The following is an 18,324-nucleotide window of genomic DNA, read 5'->3' as shown; positions in this document are numbered from 1 at the left end:
AGAATATAAAAAAGCAGTAAGTCTTAATACCTACTACTTTCTGATTGATGATTTACAAATGTCTTTCCAGCCACTCTATCTTTTTAAAATCCTTATTGTTATTGTGGTCATTTCGATAGGAATCTTGGGAAGAAGCCTTGTATATACTGAAATACTGTTCTAAACTTGGAACACGAAAAGTGATGTCCTCGCGATGAATAAGCTCTATATCTGATTCCGAAACTCCTGCAAAATCAGGCAAGGAATCGATACTTCCAAATTCAACGCTCACACCATCTTTTTGGAATTCGTGCTCGTGAATATCTACCAAGGTATAGCCTAAGTGGTTCATCACTTTCATTATCTTGTCCCAGTCATAAATCCTGAGATGATCAGGTGCTTCCCAGCCTCTAGGATCTCCAGGAACATGAATATCAATGTCAGACGGCTGCCATTCTTTATTTGAACGGTATTCAAACCCCAAAGATCCCATGAGCGTGGGTGTGATTCCGACTCGGTTTAAATGAGAACAAATTGTTCGAAATTCATCAAATAGAGAATTCATCCCTCCTCCAATCCTTGATATGAAACTTGATTTCTCAGTGAAAGACAAACTTGTTTCTACCTTCTACTCTTTCGGTTGTGAAAAGACTTCAATATGCTGGCCCAATACCTTGATTTCTACAGGTAGGTTATCCGACTTATCGCCGTCAACATCTGACTCCAATTCACTATCTGAAGAGATTTTAATAGTACGCGCTCTGATATACTCAATATTATCATTTCCGACAACATCCCCTTTTAGTAAATCAGGAATGACGGATAATTTAGAGAATATTGAAGCATCTTTTAGAATCAAAATATTGGCATAGCCATCCTTGTTTTCTTCAAAGATTTTCTTGTCAGCGAAGTAATTTGTCAAGAGAACCAAAACATGACTGGCTTCACCATCATAATTTCCATTTTCTGTCTCAATCTTAATGTTAAAGACCTGATCCGTCATCACAGACTTCATGGTATTTACAGCATAGGCTAAAATACCGAATTTTGTCTTGTCCTCGATCTCCACATTGTGAATCGCCTCAGGCAGAGAACCGATACTAAAGATATAACCAAAATAGTTGTCATTCGCTTTACCAATATCAATCTTATTGGTTAAATTAAAATCGAGTTCATCAATCGCGCCATCGATGTCTTGATTGATTTCCAACAGTTTCGTAATAAGGTTGCCCGTACCGCCAGGGATAATCCCTAACTTCGGAGTGTAGTCTCTCTCAGCAATACCCGAAATGACTTCATTGACAGTCCCATCTCCACCGAAAACAACCACTGCATCGTACCGCTCACGAGACGCTTCCTCAGCAAAGTGTGTTGCATCCAGTGCCTTTTCGGTAATTTTGGTTTCCACATGCTCAAAATAATCTTTGGCCTTATTCTCCAGCTTGACCTTATAATCCAAAGCCTTTTCCCCACCAGAGGTAGGGTTGATAATTAACATTGCTTTTTTCATTGATAATACTCCTTAATTTTTAAATAGAAATGTTAGTGTAACTACATCAGTCATTACATATAATGCTATTATATAATGAAACCTCAGAAAATAGAAATCAGACGTACTGGAGATTGATTTATAACAACATAGACAAAGAGTTTACTAAGAATTTTAAGCATATAAAACATAGGTTAAATAAAGATTAGCAGATAATATCAGACGAATAGCTCCAAAATACTGTCAGTTACCTATCTAAAATAAAGAAATCATTTTATTAATCTGTCCACCATTAAATCCAGCTTGCGCGAAAATTTCTTTAAAAATTTCTTTTACCTCGTCCTCCTCTTCTTTCTTCCAATCCCCATGAAATTCATTCTCGATTCGGTAACTTCTTTGAATAATCACTTTTACATGATTGATTAAAAATTCTTTTGCTAATTTATTATTATTTTTTTGAAGATTTATCATATTCTCATTGTTTAGTGAAGAAATGTTCGGTATACAATTAGCTGGATGAAGATTTGGATCAGATTCTCGTACAATATACTTAATGTTTAAAGTATTCTTTTCAAAACAATCTTCAAAATAGTAATCTGTGATGAATTTGTTTAGATTTTCTCCCCAGTTTTCTTTAATCCAATTCCTCCAGTTTTGATGTGGCCCAGCTTTAAGACAATTAATTATTGTATCCATTTTTAGAAGCCAGTTATCTCCTCCATATCGTCCTGGTCTAAAATTCCCAACAGTAGGCATCATATTTCCACACCAATAGTAAACAATAGCAAAAGCTTTAAAATAAGGTTCTAAGTCATGTGGTATTTCTAAATCATCTTTTAATATCCAATCTTTTATTTCTTTACCACCTTTCAAGCTAGGTTCAACATTGGTAATTTTTTTATATGGAACAGTGATTGAAGTAAGGATGTCACCCGTAAGTGCAATACCTTTCGATTTATTGACAAGCAAATGAGCTCCCTTATATCCTGATTTTGATTTTTCTTTGTATGCTTCAATCTCATTATATTTTTGGTCATCCATTAAATTATTATATTGATTAACTGAGTTTTGAAACTTAATAATCTCCCAATCATCTTCCTCATAAAAAGGATACTTCTTATAAAAATCCATTGCCTTTTTACGTACTTCAAATTCACAATTGACATTATCACTATCTGTAATATCTACTTTATTAATAAACTCATTTACTTGTATCATAAAATATACTCCATATTTTTTAATTATATAAATCCGTTTAAAAAGACAAATAGATGTGTGTAAATCTACACTAGCTCACTATTTACTCCGTCTTCAAAAAATATCCTTGACTTGCTCAAAATTTCTTAAAATGATTATCGCTTACTTTAAAGTTAAAGACTGCTTTAATTCAGCTAAGTCAACAGCAATCAAATCAAAAATATCAAAATGAAATCATTTCTATTGAACTACCTTACCATACTCTTTTATTTTATCAGCATATTCAGTCAAAAGTTTTTTTGAATAAATTTTTTCATTACTTGAATTTCTAACTTCTTTCCAAAGAATAGAAGCTACTTTTAGTTTATTCGAGTAGTTGCGACTATTTTCGTCTGCACAGAAATCCTTTAAAAATTGATTCCATTGACAAACCGAATGATCATACTTGGCATAATCTGAATTTCCATAATAAACTTTTAGCATATCTTGGATTGTAAAACTCAAATCATGTTCTCTTTTGACTTTTCTCCAAGCAGTGGCCATATCAGCAGTAAATTTAAAGGGCGAAACACCTGTTAAAATTGAGAAATATTCTCTAAAGTGTGCATTAAAGGAGAATCCACATTCAAGTAAGGGCGTATCTAAGGTAACGACTTCTACTTGTTTCTTTTTTCTTTTTACTGATGATTTTTTAATCAAATTCCCCTTGAAGTACTGCTCAATAATATCATTGAGTTCCTGTTTTGTACCTCTATATTCAAGTCCTAATGACCTGCATATCTGTGAAAGTTCATCACGATACCAGTAATATTTATTAAATTCATCAAAGGATGAGATTTTTTCAAACATAGGTCTGCTTTCTATCAATATTTCACCTCCTTAAAAACAGTTTAGGTTTTCATCTCAAAATAATGGAGTTTTAGTTTCTTTATTTTGAGGATTAACTACGTTTCACTAACAAACTCACACACTCAGCGGTTCGAACTTACCGTATCATCCGTGAAAAAACAATCCTCACAAAATAAAGGAAAATCCTTCGTTTTGATATTGTTCCATTCGTAAACAGAACCTACAATGTCTCCAATAATTGCTCCTAGCATACGTTTCCTCCTTATGGCATATCAGATTCGTTACACATTTCTAATGAGTCACTCTTTAAAAATGGCACCACCAAATCAATCCACTCATAAGGCAGGTAAGCTGATAAATAGCCGTGGTTATAGCCCTTTGCTTCATACAAAATTGTATTTGAATGTAGCTGATGAAATAATTTCGCTGATTCTTTCACACAGTTCAATTCTTTTTCACCATATATATACAGAACCTGAGCCTTGCTAGCAGAAATCATATCTTTCAGCTTGTAACATCCCATATAGTTTTTGTAAATGGTCACCAATGTTTTGATAGGCGTCCTTGGCAAATCCTCTAAATAATAAGCTTTTATTTCCTCTGGATAAGCCAGTTTAGGATAGAGTTTGTTCATCATGCTGAACTGAAGTTTGCAAGAGAATTTATTGAACATCAGTTTACCAAATAGAGACACTAGAAAGATGCTGATTTTAGCTAACCTTGGTTGAGGAATGCAGAGGCTTCCATCTATGATGGCCTTCTCAGCAATTTCACTGTCTAAAGACAAAAGCTCCATGGCAATTTGACCACCAAGTGAAACACCACCGATTGCAAACAATTTCCCACCACAGTTTGCTTTGATATAGTCTAGAATCTCCAAAGCAGAATCTTCAGTAGAAACATAATCAAGTTGATATTCCTCGCCGTGGCCATTCAAAGTTGGTAGAATAATACGGTATTCTTTTGACAAGATTCGTGCTTGACGAAGATAATTCCACCAAGAACTGCCACCACCATGTATCAGTATAATAGGAGGCAAATTCTTATCACCAAATTCATGGAATTTCATGTTTAAACTCCTTGCTGTAGGACTTTCACTAGATAAATACTTGTTAAATCAGTTTGAACAATCAGTGATGCCTCATCAAATAGAAAAGTCTCTAACATTGATTATCTAGAATGACCACACGTTACATTCAATAATGGATATCCTGATCTAAATTTTAAAATGTTGTTTCCTTACTAATTCTATTACTCGCCAATATAGTATAAATCAAATAACCAATAAAAATGATAATAAAAATAAGATTAATTTTTAACACAAAATAGAGATTTAACAAATTTGCGAACGCATGAAATAATAGACAGTACCCCACAGATTTCGTTTGACGATAAAGAAGCCCTAAAACAAAACTTAAAAATAATGTATATATAAAAAATAAAATGAAAGGAAATCCTTGATGACTTTCTCCGACTATAAACCATAAAGGCAGATGCCAAATTCCCCAGATTGAACCTACAATCAAATTAGATTGCCAATAAGTATATTTTTTATCAAGTAATGGCTGTAATATTCCTCTCCATCCTAATTCTTCATGTCCACCACCAAAAAAAATTAGTTGTATAAAGAATAATGGCATCAGATAAATGGATACTCCGTTTAATTCTAAGGAAGATACAGAAAATAGTATCAAAATTGCTAACATATGATAAATGAAATAAATACTACTATTTTCTATCTTATTAAATAAAAAATGTTTAAATTTTATATTATTACTTTTTAAATAAAAGCCACTTGCAATAGCTGGTCCAAGTGCACCAACTATATGTAATATTCTTCCTATAAATGTCTCTAATCCCAAAATATAAGATTGAGTAAAGATGGCAAGAATCCCCCAAGCTATATAAGTAATTCCAAATGTACAATAAAGATAATTTTTTAAATTCTTTTTGTCAATTTCTGTCATTTTATCTTCCTTATTTTGATTATTTTATATGTAATATTTGTTACTGCTTCTTAGTTGCTCTCGATTTATAACTACCTATATTCTATCATAAAAATAGGAGCAGTTTAATTGACTGTTCCTGTTTTTTATTACGAATATTCTCGAACAATTATCGTCACAACAGGATATAATTCATAGTTTACGTTTAAGTACTATTTTGTTACTAACTAGCTAACAAAAAGAGTGAGGAAATCAAACGTTTCCACCACTCGTTTGTATTCTATTATAGATAAATCGATGTTCTTTCACTATCTATTTTCTCTGTAATTTCAAATGATTTATCTTTCAGATTAGCTCTTCATTCTGCCACTGTATTGGCATCGGTATTGGTCTAGCTGATGTGGATAGTATTAGCGTCTTCCATGTCAACAGCAAACTCTCCATCAAATGCTGCGCTGGTATTACGGAATTTGAGCAGATTGAACAAGGACTGCACAACTGGGCGTTGAACTTCTCGCTCAATTTCTTCCAAATCGTAATAGTGACGGTTGATGTTGCAGCCTTCTTTGGTTGATTCGAGCAATTCGATATCATTTTCTCCTGACAACAAGCCAACGTAGTAAATCTGCGGAATACCTGGTGCAAAACATTGAAGCACACGTGCCAAGAGATAGGCTTGGTCATCATTTCCTAAAGATGAATAGTAGGTACAATTTTTCTTATAAATATCCAAATTATTGTAGGCCTCTGAGCTGTAAATCTTTTTGACATTTGCTCCTTGGGCATAGAGGGCTTCTCTTGTCGCCTCTGTTTCAACATCTGTTAGCAAGTCCTTGACATCGACCACTCCGATACTATCGTGCGTGTCTAAGGTTGTAAATTGCTTGCGAGGCAGATTTCCATCCAGTGAACAAGACGTTTGACATTACCTGAATAAAGAGCATGAAAAACCAGCATCGGAAGGGCAAAGTCATAGACATAGTAGTCTTGCTCAGCGATTTTTTGCTGAATGGTGTAATGTTCATGAATTTCTGGAAGAATTTTCACTCCTTTTGGTGCCAATAGCTGACACGGAAAATGAAGCATTTCCCAAATATCTGGCTCAACAAAGAAACAGTTGGTGCCGATTTTCTTATTGGCGTAGACAAAGGCGTCCAAGCGAATAATGGAAGCTCCGTGGTCCGCCAGCTGTTCCAGATTTTCCTGAATAAAGCGACGAGTTGTTTCTCTTGTCACATCGAGGTCGATCTGTTGCTCATCAAAGGTACACCAAACTTTTTCCTCACTACCATCAGCAAACTTGGCAATGCTATAGGGAGCACGTGGCTTCCGTTTGTAAATCAGGTCTACATCTTCCTGAGTCGGCCCACTGTTTGGCCAAAAGTTTTTGTAGTGGATAAACAAATCCGGATAGGCAGACTCATCTTTCTTTTCTAGGAAATCAAGGGAAAAGGCGACTTGGCTGAGATTAAGACCTACTTCAAGTCTTTCAGATTTTTTCCAGGACTGTCTGAATAGGTAATTAACATTGCTTGATTTTTTACTTTCATAACTTGCTCTATTTACCTTCCTCAAAGCGTTTATAGACTGCTATAAATTCCTCAGCAATCGTTCGAAAACCTTCTGCACTCATTAACTGATCCTCAGCATGCATCAGAAGTAGACCTGTTTCGCTTAATTCCCCATTCATTTCTTTTGTCAAAAGTGAGTGGTGAGCATTGTGTCCCTGTACAAATGCTTCTTCGCCTTGTTTAATTCTATCTTTAGCCTGCTCGAATTCACCCTGCTTAGCCAATTGAATAGCATTGATGTACATAGATTTTGCTGTTCCTACATAGGTGATAATTTGAAAACACACTTCGAGTACTTTTTCGTCCATTTTAATACCTCTCTTACCAATCTTCATCTTCTAAATCGCTTGTTTCTTGTATTACAGCTTGTAAAGCTTGTTTATCCATCTGTTTAATAAACGGATAATAAACAAAGAAAGACATAACCAAAATAAGTGTTTGCAACAAGGCTGTTTTCCAACCACCGATGATAAATCCTGAAATAATTGGAGGACAAGTCCACGGAACTTGAACGGCACCATACATAGGTGTCAGTCCAAAATAAATCGCTGAATACTGGATGATACAAGATAAAATAGGCGTTAATATAAAGGGAGTTGCTAAAACTGGATTCATTACAATCGGCAAACCAAAGAGCACCGGCTCATTGATATTAAAGATGGCTGGAACCATTTCAAGACGTCCAAGAATTTTTAGTTGTTTTGATTTTGCAAATGCAACCATGTAAACTACCAAACCAATCGTAATCCCGGCACCTGTAACATTGATAAATTGATCAAAAAATTGAATCGTCACAATATGACCGCCATTGGCTAGATTTAATTCTAGGCCCTTATCTAAAATGGCTTGGTTTTCCAAAGCATTCGCCTGTAGCAAGCCACTCATGATGCCACCAACTACAGTTGAGCCGTGCACCCCAAACATCCATAAGAATGGTACAAGGAAACACATAAGCACCGCACCAAACAATGAGTCAGTCAAGCCTTGCATTGGTGTTTGAATAAGATTATAAATCACTTCAATCGTTGTGACCTTAAACAATTGTTCAACAAGTCCGACAAAGATCGTTGCCGCTGTGATAATAACAGTAGCAGGAATCAAGGCTGAAAATGCGTTGGCTACACCAGTTGGTACGCCATCTGGCATTTTGATTTTGATATTTTTCTTCAAAAACCAAGAATAGCTTGCTCCTACTATCAAACCAACGATAATGGCACCAATCATCCCTTTCCCGGAAGTCCAATCCTTCAGAATAATGTTACCAACTACATCCCCATTTTTAGAAATCAAACTGGAGGGCTGGATTAGCAAGAAAACTGCTAGGGCAATGACACCTGCCCCAAGCGGCTCCTGTTTTTCTAGCTTAGCATAGGTATACGCAATCCCAATGACTGTTACAATCGCACTGATATTAAAGGTTGCACCAATTGCTTGATTGAGAACAGGGGTAATACCACTAGTTTCTAACATCGTTGCTAGAGCTGGAACTGGAAGATTGGCCAAGATAAGAAAGATGGAGCCAACAATCAACAATGGCATAGAGAAAACAATACCATCTTTTATCGCTGTTACACCTTTGGTATTGACAAAGGCCATCATCCTATCAACAAACTTTTTAATCAGTTTATCCTTCATCATCGTCTCCTTATTTTTTCATCATGTAAGCTTGTTTAAGAACTGCCATACCGTTTGCAGTACCATAATCAGCCATTGCAATCACTTCTACAGGAACATTGTGAGAAGCACAAATTTCTTTTGCTTTTTCAAGTTGGAAACCAACCTGTGGGCCTAATAGAGCCACATCAATATCTCCAACTCTTTGTTCCAATTCACTGATGGAATAAGCTGCAATTGTTGCATCTTTCCCTTTTTTCTGAGCCGCTTCTTTCATACGCTCAACCAAAATACTTGTTGACATACCTGCTGCACAAAACAATCCAATATTCATTTTAATTACTCCTTATAATTCGTTTCCATTTGATGCAATCACTTTTTGATACCATGTAAAGGAATCTTTCTTCATTCGTTGCAAAGTTCCTTCGCCATTATTATTCTTATCGACATAGATAAAGCCATAACGCTTCTCCATTTCACCTGTACCAGCACTAACAATATCGATACAGCCCCAAGGGGTATAACCAATGACATTTACGCCATCTTCTTCAATCGCTAACATCATTTGTTCAATGTGTTGTTTGAGGTAATCAATGCGGTAAGAATCATGGATTCCATCAGGCTCTACCTTATCATAAGCACCGAATCCATTTTCAACTATAAAAAGCGGACAGTGATAGCGATCGTATAAAAGATTTAAGCTATAGCGTAATCCCTCAGGGTCTATCTGCCAACCCCAATCGCTTGATTCAATATAGGGGTTTTTCTTAGTGTAAACATCTTTGAAAAGTTCTTCTGTTTCCTCAGATGCTGTAGAAGTCACTGTATCACTCATATAGTAACTCAAGCCAATATTATCTACACAACCTTCTTTTAGAGTTTCTAGATCTTCTGGTATAATATCCAGTTTGATATTATTTTTTCGACAAAAGGCCTCAATATAGTAAGGACGCTCTCCAAAAACATGAAGATCTCCATAGTGAAATAAACGATGCTCCATTGCCTTCTGGCTAGCAAGTATATCTTTTGTATCACATGTATTCGGGTAAAATGGTACCATTGCCAGCATACAACCAATTTTGAAATTTTTATTGATTTTCCGACCCAATTGTACAACTTTTGCAGAAGCCACTGACTGATAATGGATAACCTGCTGTAGTACCTCAACTGGATTTTCATCTTCTTGATAAATGACACCAGAATTAGTCCATGAGCACCAAGGAACATTAATTGCACCTTGATTATTGATCTCGTTAAAGGTCATCCAATACTTAACTTTGTCCTTATATCGTTCCATGACGACTTTCGCAAAACGAACAAAGAAATCAATCAACTTGCGATTACGCCAAGCACCATACTTAGTAACTAGATGATAGGGCATTTCAAAGTGACTGAGTGTGATGACCGGTTCAATTTGATGAGCTAGAAGCTGATCAAATAAATCATCATAAAATTTCAACCCTTCTTCGTTAGGTTCTTCTTCATCTCCATTTGGGAAGATACGAGTCCAGGCAATCGAAGTTCGAAAACACTTAAATCCCATCTCAGCGAATAATTGTATATCGTCCTTATAGGTTCTGTAAAAATCTATTGCATCATGATTCGGATAATATTCGTCAGGTAAGACGCCATCAGTAATCTGTCGAGAGTGGCTAGCACTTCCAACTGTCATCACATCGGCTATCGAAATGCCTTTTCCACCTTTATCATATCCTCCTTCAATTTGGTGAGCAGCAACTGCCCCACCCCATAAAAAGCCTTCTGGTATTTTTGCCATTTTACCAATCCTTTCTGTATTTTGTACTAGCGCTATGAACAAGTCTATTTTATAACATACTGTACCTGCTGACAATAGATATTGAGATAGAAAATAAATGTACAGTCGAACAATATTTGTTACATAAAAAAAACAAGAGTTTTCACTCCTATTTTTTTAAATAAACTTGGTAACGTAAGGATTCTAAAAAATAGACAACTGGAATCTGAGTGGTCAAATTAGTGGAACGTAGCGAGGAATCTGCATAGGCAACTGGCATAAAGTAGGATAAATTTATATCCGATAGCTGTGATAAAGTGGAAATATCTGTATTTGTCAGACTAACAATCTTAGCATTTCTTTCTTTGAATCCCTGTACCAGAGTTAGAACTTCTTCTGTCTCACCGCTGACACTTAGAGCAATAACCAAAACATCCTCCAAATTAGAATGATGCAATTTCAGAGAATAAAATGGGTTAGTGATAGCAAAGCTAAAAATACCGATTCCAGAAAAAAGATATGAGCCATATTCTGCCAAACTTAGACTAGTACCCACCCCTAAAAAGATAACTTGTTTGGCTTGAACGATCAAGTCTGCTATCTCTGATAGTTGTTTTTTTAAAGCTTCATCTTGAACACTAGTCTGTAAAAATTGTATTGCTGGAATATCAATAGGAAAGTAGTGACGATGTTTATTTTCCTTATCTTCTGACCTTGACAAGACATACTTTAAATCATTGTAGCTATCAAATCCCATCTTTTTCGCAAAACGAATGATGGTTGTTGTCGATAGATTTATAGATGTCGATAGCTCTCTGATAGTCATCGTAGCAACTTTATCTCTATGTTGCAATATAAAATTATACACGCTTAATTCACTATTATTTAGCCCTTTTACTTTATGATAATCAAATAAATTCATAGACACCCTTATGCTTTTGTAGTATATAGTTGTTTCATTAACATTTCAATAATGAAAATAACAGGTACCTGCGTCGTAATATTAAACCCATTTAAAAATAATTGAGGAACATGATAGGTTATGGAGCAATCAGATAGCCTTGACAATGTTGATTCCAATGTATTTGTGATGGCAATAACTGGACAACCTTTTTCCTTTAATTTTTGTACAATTTTCAATGTTTGAGAAGTCTCACCAGATTCGGATAAGGCAATGACACAAGTTTTTTCCATACTGTTTTGTAGCACTGGTTGCCAAGGATCTTCAATACACATACTAAATTTGCCAATATTTGAAAAATAGCGCGCTCCATATCGACCTAAAGTTCCAGAGGAACCAATTCCGACAAAAACAATCTGTTCAACGTTCTTTAAGATTGCCACAGCCTCCATAATCAGCTGCAAAAAAGTATCTTGCTCAGTATAATCAATGAATAACTTCAAAGAATGATTGTCTTGATTGTTTAAAATAATTTGCTCATTTTTTAAATATTCTTTATAAGCAATCTTAAAATGGCTATATCCATCAAATCCTAGATGCTTGCAAAATCGTTGTACGGTTCCAACTGATACATGTGCAAGTTGGGCCAATTCCTTGATTGTCATAGAGGATATATTTTCATTTTCTAAAATAGTTGTATAAATAGCATTTTCTAAGTCGTTAAAACTTGCTACAACCTCATAACTAAACATATAATTCCTTTTTCTATCTCTATTGATTTGCTTACAATGTAACAAAAAACTAATAACCAAAGTGTTCTACACTAAAATAATGGAGAGCATAATGGCTATAAAACCAAGTCAGCATTAAAATCCATTAGAAAACCAGACGAATCAGATTTGTCTAACGAGACATGGTTAAGAGAAAATACTTTAAAACAGTATTGCCTTATGTCCTAGATTATATCATATTTTTGAGCATACTTTGAGTATTGTTAGTTTATTGACTTAAAAGAAACATAACAAGAGCTTATCTCTATTAAATTGTCTCAATTTCAATCGCCCATTCTGGAGATATGTAAGGTGGGGACGTTTCTATTCCCACAAACTCCTTGTCAATGGAAAGAAACACATACCCACAGGGTAAATGTAAATAGAAACTGATAATTTCTAGCTATCACTTCTATTCATTCCAAAAATTTTCTCACTATAATACTCCCCCACGCCAATACAAAAAGCCTTGAAACCAAGGCTTTTCATTATTGCGATTTATCAAAATGTTCTAGGCTTTTACAAGCAAAGCTACACACTCGACATGTGCTGAGAGCTTTCTTCTATACTAATAGACGAAAGGGTGTGAAAATGATTTTTAAATGATACTGTGGAACGGAACAGTAGCCCTAGTATTGACTACTGTCGTTTCTATTCATATTGGCTATTCTAGGACTGAGATGAAAAAATCTATAAATGCTCAGAATAAAATTGAACCCGCAAATCTCCCCAAAACAATGGTGAGTCATGTACTTGTATTATTCCGAAAAAATACACCTCTGGTGCAGTGAGACAAATTGGTGTATCTTATAGTGGCTTCGTAGATGAAAGCTATACTCTACTATCACTCTTTGATGATGTAGAACAAATTGAAAAAGATAATAGACTTCAGACAGCTATTGATGTTGTCAGAGAACAGTTTGGTTTTTTAGCCATACAAAAAGGAACCGTCCTAACTGAAGGTTCCAGAAATATTGAACGCAGTAAACTTATCGGTGGTCATTCCGCGGGTGGATTGGAGGGATTAAAATGAAACAAGAAAAAAATACAGTACAATTTTCAGAAATCCGTAGCAAAGGATGTAATGATATTGAAATGCTTGAAAGATTTTTACATGGAATCGTTGAAACAGCAACTTCAAAACTTCGTCAGAGAAAACTCAAAACAACTGAAATATCGATACGACTAGTACATGCTAAATCTGAAAACCGATTACCATTGGAATTTACATTTAGCATTAAGCCAACAAGCTCATCTGTGATAATCTATACTGAGGTAATCAATCGCTTTAAAGAATGTTACACAGGTGGGGGAATTCAAGGTTTTACGATTCAATTTGATAAAAATACCCTTGCCTCTGCATAGAAAGGATTTGATATGATTGACCGTTCATATTTACCATTTCAATCAGCAAGAGAGTACCAGGATACAAAGATGCAAAAATGGATGGGCTTTTTCCTATCTGAACATGCATCAGCACTCTCTGATGATACAAACAAAGTAACGTACATGTCTGACTTATCACTAGAGAAGAAATTATTACTCCTCAGTCAAGTATACGCCGGGCAGCTACGCACACGCATTCAAGTGATTGAAAAAAACAAGCGTGTTTCCTACACTGGAACAATACCAAGTCTGACCAAAGATTTCATTTTGATAAAAACTACAACAGGTCACATCAATTTGAAATTAAAAGACATTATTAGTATTGAACTTGTCGAGGAGGTGCTCTATGAATCAGCTTGAGTTTCAGCGTAATCACCTACAAATGGACTATTATAGCGAGAGCTACCAAGATTTTGAACGTGACTTCTACCGCTACTCTAACATGAATATTCCATTGACCTTCCTAACTGATGATATCCTAAAAACAATGGCGACTTCACGTAAGAATTACTTTGTCCTCAATAAGGAAAAGTCCAGAGATAACCGCGATCACTTCTTCATATTTGAAGTAAGTACCGTAGATGAGAATCCGCTAATCTATCATTATACATATAAGAAAACTACAATATATTTAGCAGAAAAATAGGAGCAGTTCAATTGACTGTTCCTATTTTTAATATTCATAAAATCTAAAGTCTTTATACTCTTTAACAATGGAGTCGCCAACCAGAACAGACTATACTGACCAGCGACTACCTTAAATTTAATGTTTCAGATTTATTTTCTTATCTCTAATTTCATAAACTACATCTGCTACATTTTCGAGTAATCGTTTATCGTGGGTGATAAACACGATAGTTCCGGTGTACTCCTTCATTAGTATTTCCAAAGCCTCTAAACTTGGTATGTCAAGGAAGTTACTGGGTTCATCCATTATTAGGATGTTATATCTACCCATGAGCATTTTAGCAAGCAACAATTTTATAATTTCTCCACCGCTTAAAACAGATAAACTTTTTCCAATATCGTTCTGTTTGAACCCCATAGATGCTAGCACTGAACGAATTTCTGATATATTGTAGTCACAATCCTTCTGCATAAACTCCATAACATTCTGATTACTGTTGTACTTGTAACCATTCTGTGCAAAGTAACCTATTTTTGCCTTAGGCGAAATAGAAATTCCTTCTTCATGGTTTAAGATCATTTGGATTAAAGTTGTTTTTCCGATTCCATTACCACCAGTTAACGCCACTTTTGCTCCTAACGGAATTTGAAAAGATGCATTTTCAAACAGAGCCTTATCCCCAAATACTTTATTAATTTCTGCACCGACTATAGGGTATGGATTATGGAGCTCCAATGCTTTACTTTGCCTGAAACGAATTCTGCGAATGCCTTCCGGAGCTTCTACTTTTCCTAAGGCCGCAATCCTGTGCTCTAGGGTTTTAGCAGCATTATACATCTTTTTTTCCTTACTTCCTATTGATTTTTGATGAGCTAAACGCCCTCCGTCTTCAGTACTTTTTTTCTTTGAAGAACCTTTTGCCTTCTGTTCTATTTTACGAGCCTGTTTTCGCTTTTCCTCCGCAGCCCTTTCCAATCGGGCACGTTCCGCAATAAATTGTTCGTATTCTGCAGCTTGGCTCTTACGTTCTTCCTCTTTCTGACGAAGATAATCAGAATAGTTTCCCCAATACTCAGTGATTTTGCCATCTTTCAGTTCCCATATTTTATCTACTATTTCATCAAGAAAATAGCGGTCATGGCTAATAACTAACAGTGCACCTGTAAAATATTTTAGCTGTCCTATTAGAAAATCAATTCCTTCACGGTCTAAATGGCTCGTAGGTTCATCCGCTAAAATACCATGAACCTGTGCCGATAAGGCCTGTGCTATTTTAAGCCTTGTTTCTTCACCACCGCTCATAGTCTGTATATTTAATTGCTCAACACCTAGCTTGCCTACAAGTGCAAAATCTTTTTCCTCCTGCAGAGTTACTTCGTCCAACTGGGGAATATAGGCAAGTTCACCCAGACGATTCATTTTACATCCTGGGGGAGTTAATTCTCCTAAAAGTACCCTGAGTAAAGTGCTTTTTCCAGCACCATTTGCTCCTACTAAACCAATACGGTCATAATCATATACTTCTAATTCATTTATATCTAAAACATCGCGTCCTTTGAATTCCACACGAATGTCTTTTGCTTTTAATATTAATTCCATAACATTTCCTCCTGTCTATAATCGCATGCTTTCATTTGCTTGTATGCAGGGAAAACCCTGCGATTTTAGCAGGAAGAGTTACATGAAAATAAGATACATAAATATTCCTCCAATATTGTTTATTTTAAATCTAATTTTCTAACCTCAGTTATCATTTGGCAAACTATAGCAATGCCAATAATTAAAATACCTGATAGTAAAAACCAATGATTTACACCGATTTTATCAGCAAAGAATCCAGAAAGAATTAACCCAATTGGCATAGCAAGTGACATGATACTTCCGATCAAAGAAAATACACGTCCTAAATATTCAGGCTTAATTTTCTCCTGAAAAAGAGCTGTTTGCACACCGCTATAAAATGGCACCGAAAGCCCCATTATTGCACAGCAAACTACGAATATTACAAATCCATTTGGAGGAAGTATTCCCGAAACGGCTAAACTGGTCCCCATTATAAAAAATGAACTTGTTATTAGTAATACATGCTTTTCGAAGCCCCCTAATCTTCCTAATAATAAGCCTCCTGCTAGCATCCCAAATGCAAAGGAAATTTCCGTAATAGAAATATGCACAGGCGTTCCATTAAAGTGTTCCATGCTTATTAAAGGAAATAGTGCATTGATTGGCATATAAACAAAAGTATATAGTGTTCCTAAGAGTAATAAGGCAAACAATCCTTTGTTTTGTCTCAGAACCACAACTCCTTCTTTCATCTCCCTTATGAAATTTGGTTCTAAACTTTGCACTTGATTACCCAGCTTAGGTATACGTACAATTGCTACCGTAATAGATGCAATCACAGCACCCAATACGTCGATGGCAATAATAGCATTTAAATCCCAAACGGAGTATAAGAGTGCTGCAACTGCCGGACTAACAATATAGCTTATAGACTGCAAAGACTGACTATAGCCTGCGCATTTCGTTAGCTGTTCTTCTGGTACTAAAAGTGGTGTAACCGCATTGAGTGCTGGGGTATGAAAAGCTGTTCCAATGCTACGGATAAACAATACTATCATAATCATCCAGACAGGTAGCTCCATACAGAATGCAACAATAGCAAGCACTGCACCAGCTGCTGCGATAATTAAATCGGCACCAATCATTATCTTCTTCCTATCATGACGATCCACTAGCACACCAATGGCAGGTCCCAAAATCGCATAGGGTAAAAAACCTACTAATGAAGCCATAGACAAGACCATCGCAGATCCTGTTTTTTCTGTAAGGTAAAAAATAATCGCCATTTGCAGGATGGCACTAGTGATTAATGATACTGCTTGCCCTGCCCATATTGCATAAAATTTTCGTTTCCAATTGTTGTATTTTTCCATTTATATTATCTCCTGCATATTATTTTGCTTGAATTTCTATTTTGAATAGCATTCTAGGCAATAAAAAATGCAGGCCAAACCCCACAATGTGGCTTTTGGTCTGCATACATACAATTTGGAAACATTCATATTAAAGACATAGTTAAATAAAGGTATAGTTAAATAACCAATATCCTCACCGTAACTAATGAATGCTCAATATCGTATAAATAAGCACAACAAAAAAGCCTATCATCGGGTATAGATTCTGCTTTTTTTATTGCCAGCTTATCTTAAACGCATTGAGGCTGTCATAGTTTCGGTTCCTCCTACATCTTTGTTTATATCAATTTATAGTATAACACAACAAGATGATATGTTCAATATAAAAGTTATGGAATGAGACTCATACTTCCAATTCGATGCCAGATTTAAAGGATATGACGAAGTTTTCTTCATAGACTGTAACGCTCTGGATTATCTTCCTTAGTAGCAAGCGATTAGCTTTCACAAAATCTTCTGTTTGTAGTTTTAAAAATTCATCAGGATTTTCTAACTCAACCTCAAAATATTTCATTTTACATTCCCTCATTTCATTTATTGATAAATTGAGTTTGCAAAAAAGAGTGGACAATTTTTGTCTACTCTTAACCTTTAAAATAGTTTTTTTTAATCGATTTGAAGTTGCCTAAATTATTACTTATTCGGTAAAATGAAGTATTGCTTTCAACAGATTTCCTTCAACTACACTTCACTTGATTCAAACAAGGTGGGTACATTTCTATTCCCACAAACTCCTTGTCAATGGAAACAAACACGTACCCACAGGGTAAATGGAAATAGAAACTGATAATTTCTAGCTATCACTTCTACTCATTCCAAAAATTTTCTCACTCTGATACTTACCCACCATAAAGCAAAAAGCCTTGCAATCAAGGCTTTCATTATCCCTTTCGTTCAAAGGTTTCTAAGCTTTTACGAGCAGAGCGACACACTCAGCGGTTCGCTATCTCCGTTCTGTCTGCGTGCTAGCACTTGTCAATCACGGACAGCTATCGCATGGGCGGAAGTAAATGCTAATCTTCGTCGTTTTACTCCTTGACTAGCAAACTTACCGCCTCAACATGGTGCGTTTGTGGGACTCAAAAGGTTTGGGTGAACCTTTTGAGGTTTAACTGCGTTTCACTAACAAACTCACACACTCAACATGCTCATCATTGTCCAAACTTATATTTAGATCCTCATCAATGATAGGTAGCTTAAAAGTAATGGATTTTAGCCATTGTCCATTTGGTTGCTTCTCTTCATAAATTTGAATTTCAG

20 protein-coding genes and 1 pseudogene are annotated in these 18,324 nt (G+C 35.6%); 4 read left to right on the top strand and 17 right to left on the bottom strand.

Annotated elements, in window-relative coordinates; all coding sequences use genetic code 11:
* Positions 1-52: 52 nt before the first annotated feature.
* From PCY17_RS00105 to PCY17_RS00040, 14 genes and pseudogenes are all read right to left on the bottom strand, one after another.
* Positions 53-544 carry a phosphoribosylanthranilate isomerase gene (locus PCY17_RS00105; RefSeq protein WP_049478803.1) on the bottom strand — a complete coding sequence of 164 codons (492 nt, stop codon included), beginning with the start codon at positions 542-544 and terminating at the stop codon, positions 53-55.
* Positions 545-607: 63 nt separating this feature from the next.
* The gene (locus PCY17_RS00100; RefSeq protein WP_301390602.1) at positions 608-1,489 is read right to left on the bottom strand and encodes a diacylglycerol kinase family protein; all 882 of its coding nucleotides are present in this window, start codon (positions 1,487-1,489) and stop codon (positions 608-610) included.
* Between the two features lie 234 nt (positions 1,490-1,723).
* The gene (locus PCY17_RS00095; RefSeq protein ID WP_301390601.1) at positions 1,724-2,686 is read right to left on the bottom strand and encodes a hypothetical protein; all 963 of its coding nucleotides are present in this window, start codon (positions 2,684-2,686) and stop codon (positions 1,724-1,726) included.
* Positions 2,687-2,905: 219 nt separating this feature from the next.
* On the bottom strand, positions 2,906-3,532 hold the full coding sequence (locus tag PCY17_RS00090; RefSeq protein ID WP_301390600.1) for an SAP domain-containing protein: 627 nt from the start codon (positions 3,530-3,532) through the stop codon (positions 2,906-2,908).
* A 104-nt stretch (positions 3,533-3,636) separates the two neighbouring features.
* Entirely contained in the window at positions 3,637-3,765 is a 129-nt protein-coding gene (locus tag PCY17_RS00085; protein WP_000899999.1) for an ADP-ribosylglycohydrolase, read from the bottom strand.
* An 11-nt stretch (positions 3,766-3,776) separates the two neighbouring features.
* Positions 3,777-4,583, bottom strand: coding sequence for an alpha/beta hydrolase (locus PCY17_RS00080; RefSeq protein WP_301390599.1), 807 nt, complete (start codon positions 4,581-4,583; stop codon positions 3,777-3,779).
* A gap of 154 nt (positions 4,584-4,737) precedes the next feature.
* A complete protein-coding gene (locus PCY17_RS00075) occupies positions 4,738-5,481 on the bottom strand; it encodes a CPBP family intramembrane glutamic endopeptidase (RefSeq protein WP_038806089.1) in 744 nt (247 codons plus the stop codon).
* A gap of 262 nt (positions 5,482-5,743) precedes the next feature.
* Positions 5,744-7,010 (bottom strand): annotated as a pseudogene (gtfA, locus tag PCY17_RS00070) (sucrose phosphorylase).
* A gap of 8 nt (positions 7,011-7,018) precedes the next feature.
* Complete coding sequence (locus PCY17_RS00065) at positions 7,019-7,339, bottom strand: PTS lactose/cellobiose transporter subunit IIA (RefSeq protein WP_049518651.1); 321 nt, start codon at positions 7,337-7,339, stop codon at positions 7,019-7,021.
* 13 nt (positions 7,340-7,352) lie between these two features.
* Positions 7,353-8,666, bottom strand: a complete 1,314-nt coding sequence (locus PCY17_RS00060) for a PTS sugar transporter subunit IIC (RefSeq protein ID WP_049518650.1) — start codon at positions 8,664-8,666, stop codon at positions 7,353-7,355.
* Positions 8,667-8,676: 10 nt separating this feature from the next.
* The gene (locus PCY17_RS00055; protein ID WP_001020606.1) at positions 8,677-8,979 is read right to left on the bottom strand and encodes a PTS sugar transporter subunit IIB; all 303 of its coding nucleotides are present in this window, start codon (positions 8,977-8,979) and stop codon (positions 8,677-8,679) included.
* A gap of 12 nt (positions 8,980-8,991) precedes the next feature.
* Positions 8,992-10,422: a 6-phospho-beta-glucosidase gene (locus tag PCY17_RS00050; protein WP_049518647.1), complete on the bottom strand. Its 1,431-nt coding sequence runs from the start codon at positions 10,420-10,422 to the stop codon at positions 8,992-8,994.
* Between the two features lie 148 nt (positions 10,423-10,570).
* The gene (locus tag PCY17_RS00045; protein WP_049518645.1) at positions 10,571-11,323 is read right to left on the bottom strand and encodes a MurR/RpiR family transcriptional regulator; all 753 of its coding nucleotides are present in this window, start codon (positions 11,321-11,323) and stop codon (positions 10,571-10,573) included.
* 8 nt (positions 11,324-11,331) lie between these two features.
* Positions 11,332-12,054, bottom strand: a complete 723-nt coding sequence (locus tag PCY17_RS00040; RefSeq protein WP_049518643.1) for a MurR/RpiR family transcriptional regulator — start codon at positions 12,052-12,054, stop codon at positions 11,332-11,334.
* 805 nt (positions 12,055-12,859) lie between these two features.
* On the opposite strand from PCY17_RS00040, the gene PCY17_RS00035 reads away from it, so the two are divergent.
* Genes PCY17_RS00035 through PCY17_RS00020 form a run of 4 tightly spaced genes read left to right on the top strand, consistent with a single transcriptional unit; the run spans position 12,860 to position 14,104 of the window.
* A complete protein-coding gene (locus PCY17_RS00035; protein WP_001813542.1) occupies positions 12,860-13,105 on the top strand; it encodes a hypothetical protein in 246 nt (81 codons plus the stop codon).
* Complete coding sequence (locus PCY17_RS00030; protein ID WP_000806926.1) at positions 13,102-13,437, top strand: hypothetical protein; 336 nt, start codon at positions 13,102-13,104, stop codon at positions 13,435-13,437. Before PCY17_RS00035 ends, PCY17_RS00030 begins: the two co-directional genes overlap by 4 nt.
* 12 nt (positions 13,438-13,449) lie before the next feature.
* Positions 13,450-13,818 carry a hypothetical protein gene (locus PCY17_RS00025; RefSeq protein WP_000567222.1) on the top strand — a complete coding sequence of 123 codons (369 nt, stop codon included), beginning with the start codon at positions 13,450-13,452 and terminating at the stop codon, positions 13,816-13,818.
* Positions 13,805-14,104 (top strand): DUF5960 family protein, encoded by a 300-nt coding sequence (locus tag PCY17_RS00020; RefSeq protein ID WP_001072467.1) that lies wholly within the window; start codon positions 13,805-13,807, stop codon positions 14,102-14,104. The genes PCY17_RS00025 and PCY17_RS00020 overlap by 14 nt, the downstream gene beginning before the upstream one ends.
* Before the next feature lie 117 nt (positions 14,105-14,221).
* Here the strand turns inward: PCY17_RS00020 and msr(D) are convergent, their stop codons facing one another.
* From msr(D) to PCY17_RS00005, 3 genes are all read right to left on the bottom strand, one after another.
* Positions 14,222-15,685 (bottom strand): ABC-F type ribosomal protection protein Msr(D), encoded by a 1,464-nt coding sequence (gene msr(D), locus PCY17_RS00015; protein WP_000420313.1) that lies wholly within the window; start codon positions 15,683-15,685, stop codon positions 14,222-14,224.
* A 119-nt stretch (positions 15,686-15,804) separates the two neighbouring features.
* Positions 15,805-17,022: a macrolide efflux MFS transporter Mef(A) gene (gene mef(A), locus PCY17_RS00010; RefSeq protein ID WP_000417519.1), complete on the bottom strand. Its 1,218-nt coding sequence runs from the start codon at positions 17,020-17,022 to the stop codon at positions 15,805-15,807.
* A gap of 385 nt (positions 17,023-17,407) precedes the next feature.
* Positions 17,408-17,578: a hypothetical protein gene (locus PCY17_RS00005; RefSeq protein ID WP_000873143.1), complete on the bottom strand. Its 171-nt coding sequence runs from the start codon at positions 17,576-17,578 to the stop codon at positions 17,408-17,410.
* Between the last annotated feature and the right edge of the window lie 746 nt (positions 17,579-18,324).

The organism is Streptococcus sp. SO2 (genome assembly GCF_030440025.1).
Note: the sequence above shows the minus strand (reverse complement) of the source record. Positions and strands in the feature narration are given on the sequence as shown.

Coding starts and splice junctions, on each gene's coding strand:
- PCY17_RS00085 (WP_000899999.1), bottom strand. CDS start 3,765: ATGCTAGGAGCAATTATTGGAGACATTGTAGGTTCTGTTTACGAATGG.
- PCY17_RS00025 (WP_000567222.1), top strand. CDS start 13,450: ATGATTGACCGTTCATATTTACCATTTCAATCAGCAAGAGAGTACCAG.
- PCY17_RS00020 (WP_001072467.1), top strand. CDS start 13,805: ATGAATCAGCTTGAGTTTCAGCGTAATCACCTACAAATGGACTATTAT.
- PCY17_RS00060 (WP_049518650.1), bottom strand. CDS start 8,666: ATGAAGGATAAACTGATTAAAAAGTTTGTTGATAGGATGATGGCCTTT.
- PCY17_RS00045 (WP_049518645.1), bottom strand. CDS start 11,323: ATGAATTTATTTGATTATCATAAAGTAAAAGGGCTAAATAATAGTGAA.
- PCY17_RS00055 (WP_001020606.1), bottom strand. CDS start 8,979: ATGAATATTGGATTGTTTTGTGCAGCAGGTATGTCAACAAGTATTTTG.
- PCY17_RS00005 (WP_000873143.1), bottom strand. CDS start 17,578: ATGAAATATTTTGAGGTTGAGTTAGAAAATCCTGATGAATTTTTAAAA.
- PCY17_RS00030 (WP_000806926.1), top strand. CDS start 13,102: ATGAAACAAGAAAAAAATACAGTACAATTTTCAGAAATCCGTAGCAAA.
- PCY17_RS00050 (WP_049518647.1), bottom strand. CDS start 10,422: ATGGCAAAAATACCAGAAGGCTTTTTATGGGGTGGGGCAGTTGCTGCT.
- PCY17_RS00075 (WP_038806089.1), bottom strand. CDS start 5,481: ATGACAGAAATTGACAAAAAGAATTTAAAAAATTATCTTTATTGTACA.
- PCY17_RS00100 (WP_301390602.1), bottom strand. CDS start 1,489: ATGAAAAAAGCAATGTTAATTATCAACCCTACCTCTGGTGGGGAAAAG.
- PCY17_RS00105 (WP_049478803.1), bottom strand. CDS start 544: ATGAATTCTCTATTTGATGAATTTCGAACAATTTGTTCTCATTTAAAC.
- PCY17_RS00080 (WP_301390599.1), bottom strand. CDS start 4,583: ATGAAATTCCATGAATTTGGTGATAAGAATTTGCCTCCTATTATACTG.
- PCY17_RS00095 (WP_301390601.1), bottom strand. CDS start 2,686: ATGATACAAGTAAATGAGTTTATTAATAAAGTAGATATTACAGATAGT.
- PCY17_RS00040 (WP_049518643.1), bottom strand. CDS start 12,054: ATGTTTAGTTATGAGGTTGTAGCAAGTTTTAACGACTTAGAAAATGCT.
- PCY17_RS00065 (WP_049518651.1), bottom strand. CDS start 7,339: ATGGACGAAAAAGTACTCGAAGTGTGTTTTCAAATTATCACCTATGTA.